The organism is Dyella telluris (assembly GCF_014297575.1).
GTDB lineage: Bacteria > Pseudomonadota > Gammaproteobacteria > Xanthomonadales > Rhodanobacteraceae > Dyella > Dyella telluris.
The window spans coordinates 1994171-2007087 of the sequence record NZ_CP060412.1 but is presented as its reverse complement, the minus strand read 5'-3'; the positions used below and the strand labels follow the sequence as shown (position 1 = coordinate 2007087).

The 12917-nt window shown below is 65.4% G+C and carries 12 protein-coding genes; 5 read left to right on the top strand and 7 right to left on the bottom strand.

The features are described from left to right. Position 1 precedes the first annotated feature (1 nt). The 7 genes from H8F01_RS09070 to H8F01_RS09040 all read right to left on the bottom strand — a co-directional run bounded on the left by H8F01_RS09070 (position 2) and on the right by H8F01_RS09040 (position 6150). Positions 2-586, bottom strand: a complete 585-nt coding sequence (locus H8F01_RS09070) for a 1-acyl-sn-glycerol-3-phosphate acyltransferase (protein ID WP_238481200.1) — start codon at positions 584-586, stop codon at positions 2-4. Positions 587-594: 8 nt separating this feature from the next. Beyond that, positions 595-1017, bottom strand: a complete 423-nt coding sequence (gene arfB / locus H8F01_RS09065) for an alternative ribosome rescue aminoacyl-tRNA hydrolase ArfB (protein ID WP_187058704.1) — start codon at positions 1015-1017, stop codon at positions 595-597. A 49-nt stretch (positions 1018-1066) separates the two neighbouring features. Then, on the bottom strand, positions 1067-1768 hold the full coding sequence (locus H8F01_RS09060) for a pseudouridine synthase (protein WP_187058703.1): 702 nt from the start codon (positions 1766-1768) through the stop codon (positions 1067-1069). A gap of 149 nt (positions 1769-1917) precedes the next feature. After that, positions 1918-3555: a ubiquinone biosynthesis regulatory protein kinase UbiB gene (gene ubiB / locus H8F01_RS09055; protein ID WP_425490113.1), complete on the bottom strand. Its 1638-nt coding sequence runs from the start codon at positions 3553-3555 to the stop codon at positions 1918-1920. Between the two features lie 8 nt (positions 3556-3563). After that, positions 3564-4211 (bottom strand): ubiquinone biosynthesis accessory factor UbiJ, encoded by a 648-nt coding sequence (locus tag H8F01_RS09050; RefSeq protein WP_187058702.1) that lies wholly within the window; start codon positions 4209-4211, stop codon positions 3564-3566. Positions 4212-5428: 1217 nt separating this feature from the next. After that, complete coding sequence (gene trmL, locus H8F01_RS09045) at positions 5429-5896, bottom strand: tRNA (uridine(34)/cytosine(34)/5-carboxymethylaminomethyluridine(34)-2'-O)-methyltransferase TrmL (RefSeq protein WP_187058701.1); 468 nt, start codon at positions 5894-5896, stop codon at positions 5429-5431. A 53-nt stretch (positions 5897-5949) separates the two neighbouring features. Continuing rightward, positions 5950-6150, bottom strand: coding sequence for a hypothetical protein (locus H8F01_RS09040; RefSeq protein ID WP_187058700.1), 201 nt, complete (start codon positions 6148-6150; stop codon positions 5950-5952). A 321-nt stretch (positions 6151-6471) separates the two neighbouring features. Here H8F01_RS09040 and H8F01_RS09035 point away from each other — a divergent pair, with 321 nt between their 5' ends. The 5 genes from H8F01_RS09035 (at position 6472) to H8F01_RS09015 (ending at position 12916) form a co-directional block, all read left to right on the top strand. Then, complete coding sequence (locus H8F01_RS09035) at positions 6472-9354, top strand: M16 family metallopeptidase (RefSeq protein WP_187058699.1); 2883 nt, start codon at positions 6472-6474, stop codon at positions 9352-9354. 110 nt (positions 9355-9464) lie between these two features. Next, positions 9465-9890, top strand: coding sequence for a DUF4156 domain-containing protein (locus H8F01_RS09030; RefSeq protein ID WP_187058698.1), 426 nt, complete (start codon positions 9465-9467; stop codon positions 9888-9890). Positions 9891-10087: 197 nt separating this feature from the next. Beyond that, positions 10088-10582 (top strand): MarR family winged helix-turn-helix transcriptional regulator, encoded by a 495-nt coding sequence (locus tag H8F01_RS09025; RefSeq protein ID WP_187058697.1) that lies wholly within the window; start codon positions 10088-10090, stop codon positions 10580-10582. Between the two features lie 2 nt (positions 10583-10584). Continuing rightward, complete coding sequence (locus tag H8F01_RS09020; protein ID WP_187058696.1) at positions 10585-12726, top strand: FUSC family protein; 2142 nt, start codon at positions 10585-10587, stop codon at positions 12724-12726. After that, positions 12716-12916, top strand: coding sequence for a DUF1656 domain-containing protein (locus H8F01_RS09015; RefSeq protein WP_187058695.1), 201 nt, complete (start codon positions 12716-12718; stop codon positions 12914-12916). Before H8F01_RS09020 ends, H8F01_RS09015 begins: the two co-directional genes overlap by 11 nt. Position 12917: the final 1 nt, after the last annotated feature.

Below are 12917 nucleotides of genomic sequence, written 5' to 3'. Positions count from 1 at the left end.
GTCAGTCGTTCGCGTTACGGTGCTTGCCACGATACGGCGTGAACAGTGCACGGATACGCACCATGTCGGCGTCGGGATCTTCGGTGGCGCGCACCACCGGGCCAAAGGTGAACGTCTTGCTCGGATAGTCCAGGAACAGCGTCTGGATGGGTACATTGGCGTCGTGCGCAATGCGCAGGAAGCCGGACTTCCAGTTCTTGACCTTCTTGCGCGTACCTTCGGGCGTGATGCCCAGCCACAGGCGATCGTTCTCGTGGAAACGCTGGACCATCTGGTCCACCACATTGAGCGCGGCACTGCGATTGATCGGGATCATGCCGATGGGGCGCAGGATGATGCCCAGCGGGCCGTCAAGCACTTCGCGCTTGATCATGATCTTGATGTCGACGCCAATGCCGATCTTCATCAACAAGCCGAAATAGCCGTCCCAATAGGACGAATGCGGCGCGCCGATGATGATCAGCTTGGGCTCGTTCGGCAGCTGGCCCAGGAGTTTCCAGCCCGACAGGCGCAGCAGGCGGCGTGCCAGCCATGGCCAGAACTTGCTCTTGAGCTTGGGTGCTTCGGGTGGGGCAGGGGGGAGCATCGGCGTGCTCATTCACGACTCCAGTCACGCGACCGTGTTTGCTTGATCTTGCCGCGCTGGGACTTGCCGGCAAGACGCCGTTCCTTTGAGCCGCGGGTGGGTTTGGTGGCGATGCGCGCCTTGGGTACGACGAGCGCCGCGCGGATGATCTCGACCAGTCGATCCCGCGCATCCTCGCGGTTGCGTCCCTGGTCGCGGAAGCGGCGTGCCTGGATCACCAGCACGCCATCGTCGGTCAGGCGGCGGTCGCGTCGGGCCAGCAGCCGCGCACGCAGGGGTTCGGGAAGGGAAGGCGAGCGCGCGACATCGAAGCGCAGTTCCACGGCGCTTTCGGTGCGGTTGACGTGTTGTCCACCCGGGCCGTCTGCGCGAAGGAAACGCTCAGTCAGCTCGTTCTCGGGCAGGACGATGGATCGGCTGATCGTGAGCATGGCGCAAAGTTTAGCGGGCCGACGTGACATGCCGCCACGACGCAGCGCATCACAGGTCCGGCAGGGTCCAGCCGAAGCGTTCGAGCAAGGCCTGATAGGCCGCGTCCAGCGGGGCCTCCAGCCGCATCGGCTCGCCGGTCACCGGGTGCGCGAAGCTCAGCCGCCAGGCGTGCAGCAGCATGCGGTGGCAGCTGAAGTACTGCTTGTACAGGCGGTTATGGTCGCCGCGCCCATGCTGGCAGTCGCCGATGATCGGGTGGTGGACGTGGGCCATGTGCTTGCGGATCTGGCGGAAACGCCCGGTGTGCGGCTCGGCCAGCACCAGGGCGTAGCGCTGCTGGAGATAGCGGCCCAGTGCGATAGGCACCTCCACCGTGGCCAGACGACGATAGGTAGTGCTGGCCTCGCGCCGCGGCCCCGTTTCGCGGGAGCCGGGCAGGGCATAGTCGATCAACGCCTCTTCCGGGTCGGGCCAACCACGCACGACGGCCAGATATTGCTTGTGCACGTCGCGGCCCATGAACTGCTCGCCAAGGGCAGCGGCGATTTCCGAGGATCGCGCGACCAGCAGCACGCCACTGGTCGCGCGGTCGAGCCGGTGCGCCAGATAAGTGATGCCACCCACTTGCTCACGCAGCAGGTCGATCAGGAACTCCTCTGCGTTGCCGACCATCTTGGAGCGGTGCACGGCGAGGCCCGCGGGCTTGTTCACCGCGATGAGGGCGTCGTCTTGGTAGAGGATCTCAAGCATGTGAGGTGTCGAAAGGGGCAGGGTTGCCCGTTCAGTTCATCGAAGTCGTCATCCCCGCGAAGGCGGGGATCCAGCGACTCTTCTACGGCACGCGGTGCGCCTCAAAGACACTGGATCCCCGCCTTCGCGGGGATGACGGTGAAGTTCGGTCAGCGGCGCGGCCAGCCCACAGCAAAAGCTGCGAGGCCGGCAATGCCCACCGCCGTGGCATGCCAAGCGCCATGGGCCGGCGCCAGCGTCCACAGCACCGCGCTGCCCACCAGCAGGCTGCTGCCGAGCAGGCCGAACGCCAGCGCGCGACGCGTGCGCTGCGCTTCCTCGCGCTGCTGTTCCAGTTCGCGCGGATCACTGATCGCCTGGCGTTCGCCCTTGGCCACCTGCTGCAGCGCGTTGCGCACCAGCTCGGGGAACTGCGGTGCAGCATGGAACCATTCGGGCAGGTGCTTGCGCACCTCACGCAGCGTCCGGCGCGGGCTGTAGCGCTCGCGCAGGATGCGCTTGAGCACCGGGTGGGCCACGGCCCAGATGTCGATCTGCGGGTCCAGCATGCGACCCACGCCTTCGATATTGAGCAGCGTTTTCTGCAGGAGGATCAGCTGCGGCTGCAGGGTGAGCTCGTAGCGACGCGCCGTCTGGAAAAGTTTCACCACCAGTTCGGCCAGCGAGATCTGCGAGAGCGGGCGGGTGAAATACGGCTCGCACACCGTGCGCACGGCGGCGGTGAGTTCGTCGATGCGCACGGTAGACGGCATCCAGCCGGCGTCCACGTGCAATTGCGCAATGCGCGCGTAGTCGCGTTCGAACAGCGCGATGAAATTCTGCGCCAGCCAGTACTGGTCCTGTTCCGGCAGTGAACCCATGATGCCGAAATCCAGCGCGATGAAGCGCGCATCGGCCGGGCGCGTGGTATCCACCCAGATGTTGCCGGGGTGCGCATCGGCATGGAAGAAGTTGTCGCGGAACACCTGTTCGTAGAACAGGCGCACGCCCTTCACCGCCAGCGCCTTGCGGTCGATGCCGGCGGCGTCGATCGAGGCGATGTCGTCGCAGCTCACGCCGTACACGCGCTCCAGCGTCAGCACGCGTGCACTGGTGAGGTCCCAATGCACCGCCGGTACGTAAAGATCTTCGCCGCTTTCGAAGTTGCGGCGAAGCAGGCTGGCGCTGGCGCCTTCGCGCTGCAGGTCCAGCTCGTTCTCCAGCATCTTCTCGACTTCGGCGACGACGTCGAGCGGGCGGATCTTGTCCGCGTTCGGGTGCCAACGCTGCGCAAGCTCGCCCAGCGAGTGCAGCAGCTTCACGTCACGCTCGATACGCTTGTCGATGCCGGGACGCAGCACCTTCACCACCACTGCGCTGCCGTCCTGCAACGTGGCGGCATGCACCTGCGCGATGGAGGCGGATGCCAGCGGCGTCTCGTCGAAGCTGGTGTACAGCGAGGTGATCGGCGCCTTCAGTTCCTGCTCGATGATGGCGCGCGCTTCCGCGCCGGGGAACGGCGGCACCTGGTCCTGCAGCTGGGCCAGTTCATCGGCGATATCCGCCGGCACCAGGTCGCGCCGCGTGGACAGCACCTGGCCCGCCTTGACGAAGATGGGGCCAAGCTCGGTAAGCGCCAGGCGCAGGCGCGCGCCCCGCGAGAGCTGGCTCACGTCTGTGCGCGGGCGTGCCACGAAGGGACGCACCAGCTTCAGCGGACGAAACAGGTGGGCGGCGTCGACCAGTTCATCGAGGCGATACGCCAACAGCACCGATGCCACGCGCATCACGCGCGGTACGACCGTCAGGGGAGTCCTCACGCGGCGGGTCCCTTCTTCAGTCGCAGCTCCAGTCGTGCGAGGCGTGCCTCGAGGCGGTCGGCGCGTTCGCGCAGATCGTCAACGCCATCAAGGAAGCCTTCCACCTCACCCGGCGCTGCTGCCACGCGCGCTTCGTCGCGCAGCCAGTCGGCGGTGTCGGTGGCCAGATGGCTGCCGGTCTCCTTCGCGTGCGCCAGGCCCTTGCGCACGGCCTTGGCCAGCGGGACACCGAGGACCTCGCCGAAGGTGCGCGCGAACGCCTCTTCGAAATCCGGTGCGAACTTGCTGGCGAGTTTCTCCAGGCGACGCGCGAGATCCGCGTCGCCTGCGATCTCGACCTTGCCCGGCGCCACACCTTCGTCGTCTCGCTTCACCAGCATGGCGAGCAGGCTGCCCGGCGTGGCGGCGATGCGCAGATGGTTGTCTTCCTGCGCAGGGCCCACCTTCAGGCAGTCGCCCTCCACCGTCACCGACAGCGCCAGCTCCGGGCCGCGCAGGTGCAGCTGCACGCTACGACCGTCGAGCGCGGCCAGCCGGGTCTTGGTTTCCGGGTCGAGCGAGAGGGTGTGGTTGAGCGCGGTTTCCAGTGCGCGGCCGGCGAGGGCGCGGAGGGGGCGCGGGAGCAGGGAGAAGGGGGCGGTCATGAATGGGATTGTAGCGGGTCGGGTGGAGGGGGCGTTGTTGCTGGTGGGGCGGGGCGGTGTTGCCTCATCGCTTCTGGCTCGGCTTGCCTGTCGTTCCGGCGAATGCCGGAGGCGCTTTTAACTGCCGTAGGGCGGGTCATCCAATGCCTTTGCTCTCGGCCTTCGGTAGTCACGCAGGCGCCAGGTTGCCGCTTACGCCGCGGAGGCGTTTCGACCTCCTGCCGGAGGCCGAGTCACTTTTCTTTTGCTGGCCCAAAAGAAAAGTAACCCAAAGAAAATGGCCTTAAAGGCTGGCAGCATGCCGATGGGATAAGCCCGAACGGTTGAGGAACGGTGTTGCTTTGCAACCTCCGCCTCTACACAGCGGGTACATCCAAGCGCTTCGCAACGCGCCGAAGCGCAGAGGACTTAACGCGGAGCGTCGTGCCGCTGCGCGGCACCTCCTTCTTTGCCACTAGGTTTCTCACGTTGAACATCACCTGTCGCTCGTCCTCTCCCATTCGGGAGAGGACTGGGGTGAGCACTGAGGCGAAAGAAAAGCGGGCTTCACACGGTGCGAGACCCCCCTGTAGGAGCGCACCTTGTGCGCGACCGCAGCGTCGTGTCGATACCGCTCCGTCAGGTGGTCGCGCACAGGGTGCGCTCCTACAGACAAGCTAAGCCGGCACGCGATATGTCACCGCGCCATGTGACGCGATGTGCAGCGCAGCTGCACGAGCCTTCTGTTCCAGGCTCTTGACCTACCCGACCCCTTGAGCGGCGGTGAGGGGCGGACGACAGGCCCGCAGGGGGATCGGCAGGGATGCCGATCCCTTTTCGACAGGACAGGGACGTCCTGTCGAAAAGCCCGGCCGACCCTCACGGACTGGCCGGCTTTGCCGGCCAGCGCCGCGATGGGGGTGCCTTTTCTTTGGGTTACTTTTCTTTGGGCAAGCAAAGAAAAGTAACCCGGCCTCCGGCAGGAGGTCGGAACGCCCGCCGCGTAGGCGGCCAGGTCGCGACATCGCTAAACCCGAGAGGTCGAGAGCCAAATCAATGGACCCCAGCTTGCCCAGCCATTCGGCCGTTGAAATGCGCCTTGCCAGGGTGAGGGCTTAAGCCCGCCGTGGTGGCGTCTAAAGAATGAAGCGTCAGGCAATCCGGCAGCGCCCATGACAAACCGAGCCCACCAAACGACGCACCCACTCCAAAGGCGCCGGGAAACTCCCCAACAAAACTTAGCTCGCCGCCCCCACAAACCCCATCTGCCGCCACGCCTCATACACCGCAATCGCCACAGTATTGGACAAATTGAGGCTGCGACTATCCGGCCGCATCGGCAGCCGCAGGCGTTGCGCTTCGGGAATGGCATCGAGCACCTCGCCGGGCAAGCCGGCGGTCTCACAGCCGAACAGCAAGGCGTCGCCCTGGACGAAGCGCGCATCCACGTGAGCCACGCGACCGCGCGTGGAGAAGGCGAACACGCGTGGCTGGCCGATGCTCTCGAGGCAGCTGGCGAGGTCGTCATGCACCGCCAGCTGCGCGTATTCGTGATAGTCCAGGCCTGCACGGCGCAGGCGGGCATCGTCCAGCTCAAATCCCAACGGCCGGATCAGGTGCAACGAGGCGCCGGTGTTGGCGCACAGCCTGATCGCATTGCCCGTGTTCGGGGGTATTTCCGGTCGGTAGAGAATGACATGCAGCATCCGGCCATTATCGGGCCTCTCCCTCGGCCCGCAACACGGTGAGCGTCCCTGGCTCAGCCGTTGGAGGCGCGGGGGCACACCACGCCATCGGGCGGCAGTGCGCAGGCGGTGGGGGAAATCAGCTGGCCGGCGCTACCGGCGGCGGCGAGGCGAATGGCTTCGGGCGAAGCGTTCACCATGGCACCCAGCACGAGTCCGCAAACCAGCAGGCAAGCAACGAAAAGGCCGCGCAGCATCAGGGTTTCGAATTTCATGATCATATCTCCGATGAAAGATGGGTAAGTCCTGCACCAGGGATATGGCAAGCCCCGTGCCAAGCCTTATTTCACCTGCAAGTGACTGTGTTTGCTTGATATTTGAAATTCGCACGGCGTGCTGTTGGCTGTCCGCGGACAGCGACCGGGCGCGGCCGGACAGGCATCGGACACTGTCCGGACGGCCCCGACCCCGTCCGGCGGCGGCGCTCGGCGAACGATGCGCCATGGCTGCGGTCCACTGTGCCATTGGTCATTTGCCAAGGTTCCGGGGCGTGGCTAGCCTCGGTGCGTTCAACTATTGAAAACAGGAGTGTCGTGATGGCAAGAAAGCCCCTCGCCCTGCTCGTTGCAGGCGTACTCAGCATGACGGCCGGATTGCCCGCCATTGCGGTGCCCCAGGCCGCTGCCGCCGAGACGACCCAGGCCGTTCCCGATATCGCCTTCACGCGCTTCACGCTGCCCAATGGCCTGACCGTGGTGGTCCACGAGGACCACAAGGCGCCCGTTGTCGCGGTGAGCATCTGGTATCACGTGGGTTCGGCCGACGAACCCAAGGGCAAGACCGGCTTTGCCCACCTGTTCGAGCACCTGATGTTCTCGGGCTCGGAAAACCACAAGGGCACCTACTTCCAGCCGTTCGAGCTGGCCGGTGCCACCGACATGAACGGCACCACCTGGTTCGACCGCACCAACTACTTCGAAACCGTGCCCACCACCGCGCTGGACATGGCGCTGTGGATGGAATCGGACCGCATGGGTCACTTGCTCGGCGCCATCGGCCAGAAGGAACTCGACACCCAGCGTGGCGTGGTGCAGAACGAAAAGCGCCAGGGCGAAAACCGTCCTTACGGCCGCGTGGACCAGAACATCCTGTCCAACACGTACCCGGGCAACCATCCGTACCAGCACGACACCATCGGTTCGATGGAAGACCTCAACGCGGCCTCGCTGGGCGACGTGAAGCAGTGGTTCCATGATTACTACGGCGCTGCCAACACCACCCTGGTGCTGGCCGGCGACATCACCGTTGCGGAAGCCAAGGCCAAGGCCGAGAAGTACTTCGGCGACATCCCGGCCGGCCCGCCGGTGCCGCGCCAGCAGGCGTGGATCACGCCGCTCACCAAGTCCACGCGTGGCATCCAGCATGACCACGTGGCGCAGCCGCGCATCTATCGCACCTGGGTGGTGCCGCAGCTGGGTACGGATGACGCCATCCAGCTGGATCTTGCTTCCACCGTGCTCGGCGGCGGCAAGACATCCCGCCTGTACCAGCGCCTGGTCTACCAGGACAAGCTGGTCGACGACGTCTCCGCCAGCATTTCGCCGTTTGCGCTGGCCAGCCAGTTCCAGATCCAGGCCGACATCAAGGATGGCGTGGACCAGACCAAGGTCGAGGCGGTCATTGCCGAAGAGGTGAAGAAGTTCCTCGCCGAAGGCCCCACCGCCGACGAACTCGAGCGCGCCAAGATCGGCAACCGCGCCGGCTTCGTGCGCGGCCTGGAAAAGGTCGGTGGCTTCGGTGGCAAGGCGGTGATCCTGGCGGAAGGTCAGGTCTATCGCGGTGATCCGGCCGCCTACAAGAAGGACCTTGAGCGCGCCGATGCCGCCACCTCGGCCAGCGTCAAGGCGGCCGCGGACAAGTGGCTCAGCCACGGCGATTACCTGTTGACCGTGCTGCCGGCCGGCAACGACTTCAACCCCGATACCGAGGACGCCAAGGTCGTTGCCCTGGGGCCGGATCAGGGTCGTCCGGCTGCCACGATGCCGGCCAAGCACGACTACGCCGTGGGCAAGAGCCAGGTGGATCGCAGCAAGGGCGTGCCGCAGGTGGCGCAGTTCCCGGACCTGAAATTCCCGACGCTGGAGCACGGCAAGCTCAAGAACGGCATCGAGGTGATCCTGGCCCAGCGCCACACCGTGCCGGTCACGCACGTGCAGCTGATGTTCAACGCAGGCTATGCGGCAGACCAAGGCCACAAGCTCGGCACCGCCAGCTTCACCACCACGCTGATGAACGAGAGCACCAAGCAACTCGACTCGGTGGAAGTGGCCAAGCGCAAGCAGCGCCTGGGCGCGATCACGCGCATCGGTTGCGGTCTGGATGCCTGTTCGGCCTCGCTCAATGCGTTGAATGACCAGCTGCAGCCGTCGCTGGCATTGTTCGCCGACATCGTGCGCAACCCGGCCTTCAAGTCCGACGACATCGAGCGCATCCGTGGCCAGTGGCTTGCCGGTATCGCGCAGGAGAAGACCCAGCCCACCGCGCTGGCGCTGCGCACCCTGCCGCCGCTGCTGTACGGCGCCAACCACGCCTACGGCATTCCGTTCACCGGTTCGGGTACGGAAGAAGCCATCAAGGCGATGCAGGCGTCGGATCTCTCCGCGTTCCAGCGTGACTGGCTGCGCCCGGACAACGTGAAGATCCTCGTGGCCGGCGACACCACGCTGCAGCAGATCATCCCGCAGCTCGACGCGGCCTTCGGTGACTGGACGCCGCCGTCCAGCGCGGTGCCGAAGAAGAACATCGCCACCGTGGCCATCCAGCCCAAGCCTCGCGTGTTCCTGATCGACAAGCCGGATGCGCCGCAGTCGCTGATCCTGGCCGGCCTGCTCGCGCCGTCCAGCAAGGCGCCGAACGAGCTGGCCATCGACGTGGCCAACGGTGCGTTCGGCGGCAGCTTCACCTCGCGTCTCAACATGAACCTGCGCGAGGACAAGCGTTGGGCCTATGGCGCCTTCAGCTTCATGCGCGATGCGATCGGCCAGCGTCCGTTCCTGATGTATGCGCCGGTGCAGACCGACAAGACGGCCGAGTCCGCCCACGAGGTGGCCAAGGAAGCCAACGAAGTCATCGGTACCCGTCCGCTCACCGAGAAGGAAGTGGACAAGATCAAGGACTCCAATGTCCGCGGTCTGCCGGGCAGCTTCGAGACGGCCTCCGAAGTGCTGGGCGCGATGAGCGAGATCGTCCAGTACAACCGCCCCGAAGACTATGTGCAGACCCTCAAGGCCCGCACGGAAGCCATCACCCAGCCGCAGGCGGAGGATGCGATCAAGGAGATCATCAAGCCGGCCGCGCTGACCTGGGTAATCGTGGGCGACCTCAAGAAGATCGAGGCCCCCGTGCGCGCGCTGAAGCTGGGCGACGTGCAGGTGATCGACGGCGACGGCAAGCCGGTGGTGGCCAAGCCGTCGAAGTAAGCGTGAGATCTTGATGGTTTGTGGGGACCTGTTCACGTCCCCGGGTTAGGATGGAGGCCGGGCGGACAACCGCCCGGCCTTTCATGTTTCATGTCACCGCGGAGTTATCCATGCGCAAGACCCTGCTGTTGCTCGTTCCCATCGCGCTGCTTAGCGCGTGCACCTATGGCATCACGCTGGACGATGCCGGGAAGAACGTCCGCACGGCCTGGAGTGGCGACGTGTCCCAGTGTCGCGACCTGGGCAAGGTCACGGTATCCGTGATGGATCACGTGGGCCCGGTCAATCGCAACGACATCAAGGTGCGTGACGAGCTGGAAGTGATGGCGCGCAACGAAGCGGCCAAGATGCACGCCGACACCATCAAGCCGCTGGGCGATCCCGCCGACGGTTCGCAGCCCTGGGGCGCCTACCAGTGCGGCAATGCCCAGCTGGCACCGTCGGCACGCCCGGCCAACCCGGTCAGCCCGAACCCGGCCCAGCCGGGTACCACGGCGCCGGGCGGTTTCGAGACGTATCCGGTCAAGGGCAACTGACCGGTCGCGTCGCGGCGCCCATCCCGTCGCCCCGGGTTTGCCGGGGCGACCGGCGGCCCGCTCGCCTGTATCACCCGAAAGGCGCCCTCGTGGCGCCTTTTTCACGTGTGCAGGTTGACGCTCTTGCATGCGTCCGGGGGGTGGGCATAAAATACACATGTATATATTACATATATGTACTATCTGAGCGACGCGCCGTGAGCAGCTTCCTTCCAACCGAACAGCGACTGGCGGTGACGCGCCAGCGATATCCCGCGTTCCCGCGGGATCCGGCCGTGCTCATTCGCCTGATCAAGCACATCTACAAGCGCGTGCATGACGACGCCAACGCCATGCTGCGCCCGTACGGCATCAATCATCCGGAATACAACCTGCTGATGATGCTTTACGGCACCGAGGGCTACACGTTGCATCCCACCGAACTGGCGGATGCGGCGGGCGAGAAGTCGGCCAACATCACGCGCCTCACCAATGAGCTGGCCGACAAAGGTCTGATTGCGCGAAACGCCAGCGAGGAGGATCGTCGCAAGGTCACGCTTACCCTTACCGACGATGGCGTCGCGCTCATCGAGAGCTTCCTGCCCGATGTCTGCGCCCTGTTGGAAAAGCAGGTGGGTGGCCTTCCCGAGCGCGATGTCGCGCAGCTTGAGCGCCTGCTCAAGAAATTCCTCGATCATCTGGAGAGTGCCTGACCATGTCGGCGGTGCCTACCGACCTCTCGTCCTGGCGACACCCGCCATGGCTGCGCGAGTTCGCCACGGAAGAGCGCCTGGCGTGGGTCTTCGTGGTGAAGTGCATGCTGGCGTTCTACATCGCCGCGTGGTTCTCCATGCTGTTCCAGCTGGAACAGCCGGCTACCACCATGATCACCGTGTCGATCGTGATGCACCCGCACAGCGGCATGGTGCTGGCGAAAAGCTTCTACCGCGCCATCGGCACCTGCGCCGGCAGCCTGGTGGGCCTGCTGCTGATGTCGGCCTTCCCGCAGCAGCGCGAACTGTTCCTCACCGCGCTGGCGCTGTGGGTGGGCATTTGCTCGGGCGGCGCGGTGCTGTATCGCAATTTCATGTCCTACGGCTTCGTGCTGGCCGGTTACACGGCGGCGATCGTGGCGTTGCCGGCCATCAGCAACCCGTACCGCGTGTTCGACTCGGCCATGATGCGCGTGAGCGAAGTGCTGCTCGGCATCGTGGTGGCCGGCCTGGTCAGTGATGTGGTGTTGCCCGAACGCCTGCGCCAGCTGCTGCGTCGCATTGCGCGCGAGCACTACCAGCACTTCATCGATTTTGCGCGCGGCAGCCTGGGCGGCGCCATTCCGCGCGCGGAGATGGAAAAAGTGCACCTGCGCTTCGTGCGCGCCGCGGTGCAGATCGAAGACCTGCGTTCCTCCGTGATCTTCGAGGATCCCGAGGCGCGTGCCCGCAGCAGTCGCATGCAGCTGCTCAATCTGCGCTACATGGCGGCCGCCACCAGCTTCCAGTCGCTGCACCATCTGATCAACCGCCTGCAGCGCAACAACCATCCGCGCACCGCCGGCGCGCTGATCAAGCTCTACGCGCCCGTGGGCGAGGCGCTTTCGCCCGAACCCGGCGACCAGGCCAAACCGCGCCTGCTCGCCACGCGGCTGGAAGCCTGCGAAGCCAGGCTGCCGGCACTGGCCGCCGAGCTGCGCGAAGAACTGCGGCAGGATCCCGAGCTGCTGATGGAGTTCGACAGCGGCAGCATGATGCTGCGTCGCTTCGCGAGCGAGCTGCGCGATTTCACGTCGCTGGAAGCTGCCCTGCGCGAGACGCAGGGCGTGCTGGGCGGCACCGTGGAGCGCGTGGATTTCAAGCGTGCCAACGACTTTGCCGCTCCGGCGATTGCCGTGGTGCGCACCTTCCTCACCATGATCACGCTCAGCGTGTTCTGGATCGCCACCGGCTGGCCGTTCGGGCCCAGCGCCATGTTGCTGGCCACCATTTTCAGTGGCCTGCTGGCGACCTCGCCGTCGCCGCTGGCCGCCACGGCGAACACCTGGATCGGCTACGCCCTGGGCATGATCGCCGCGTACTTCGTGGTGTTCTGGTTCATGCCGGGCAGCGATGGCTTCCTGATGTTCATGCTGGTCACCGGACCACTGCTCGCCATCGGGCCTTACCTCACCACGCGCAATGCCACGCTGCCGGGCGTCGGCGCGGGTTACACGCTGGGCTTCGTCTACATCCTCGCGGTGAAGAACCCGATGGTGTACGCGCCGGAGAGCTTCTTCAACGACGCCATCGCCTCGCTGTTCGGCCTGATGATGAGCGGTGCGGCCTTCATGATCATCCCCACCGTGATCGGCTCGGCCTGGCTGCGCCGCCGCCAGCTGGCGCAGTTGCGCCGGCAGGTGGTGTTCGCCGCGACGGCGCCGCTGGAGGGCATTCTCTATACTTTCGAGAGCGTCAATCGCGACCTGTACCACCAGATCGTGCAGTTCACCCAGCAGGGCAGCCAGGAGTCGCGCGACCTGTTCACCTGGGCGCTGGCGGTGCACGACTGCGGTCGCGCCATCATCGAACTGCGCCAGGACATGGCCCATGCCGACCTGCCGCCGCCGCTGATTGATTCCATGCAACGCGCGGTGGACAGCCTGGCCGCGCTCTACGACAGCCCCGACAAGACGCGCTGGCAGCGGGCCGACGAGGCTGTTGACCATGCCATCACGCTGACTTCCCAGACACTGCCGCAGGCGCGTGCGAGCTGCCAGCCGGCACTCGGCCACCTGCTGCAGCTGCGCATTGCGCTGCGCGACGATGAGTCCGCGCTGGCGCCCTATATCGTCAAGGCACCGGAGAACCCCCATGCCGCGTGAAATCGCCCTCGCCGACGCGCTCGTGCCGGGCATCCTGCTGGTCTATGCAGGATGCCTGCTGGTGCTCTGGGTGATCGATACCATCGTTGGCCGTTACGGCCTGTACCGCTACGTCTGGCATCCCTCCCTTTTCCGTGTCGCCGTGTTCTTCGTGCTGTTCGGCGCGGCCGGCTTGATCCTGTACCCATGAC

Coding starts and splice junctions, on each gene's coding strand:
- arfB (WP_187058704.1), bottom strand. CDS start 1,017: ATGCTCACGATCAGCCGATCCATCGTCCTGCCCGAGAACGAGCTGACT.
- H8F01_RS09015 (WP_187058695.1), top strand. CDS start 12,716: ATGCCGCGTGAAATCGCCCTCGCCGACGCGCTCGTGCCGGGCATCCTG.
- H8F01_RS09060 (WP_187058703.1), bottom strand. CDS start 1,768: ATGCTTGAGATCCTCTACCAAGACGACGCCCTCATCGCGGTGAACAAG.
- H8F01_RS09050 (WP_187058702.1), bottom strand. CDS start 4,211: ATGACCGCCCCCTTCTCCCTGCTCCCGCGCCCCCTCCGCGCCCTCGCC.
- trmL (WP_187058701.1), bottom strand. CDS start 5,896: ATGCTGCATGTCATTCTCTACCGACCGGAAATACCCCCGAACACGGGC.
- H8F01_RS09070 (WP_238481200.1), bottom strand. CDS start 586: ATGCTCCCCCCTGCCCCACCCGAAGCACCCAAGCTCAAGAGCAAGTTC.
- H8F01_RS09040 (WP_187058700.1), bottom strand. CDS start 6,150: ATGAAATTCGAAACCCTGATGCTGCGCGGCCTTTTCGTTGCTTGCCTG.
- H8F01_RS09035 (WP_187058699.1), top strand. CDS start 6,472: ATGGCAAGAAAGCCCCTCGCCCTGCTCGTTGCAGGCGTACTCAGCATG.
- H8F01_RS09020 (WP_187058696.1), top strand. CDS start 10,585: ATGTCGGCGGTGCCTACCGACCTCTCGTCCTGGCGACACCCGCCATGG.
- H8F01_RS09030 (WP_187058698.1), top strand. CDS start 9,465: ATGCGCAAGACCCTGCTGTTGCTCGTTCCCATCGCGCTGCTTAGCGCG.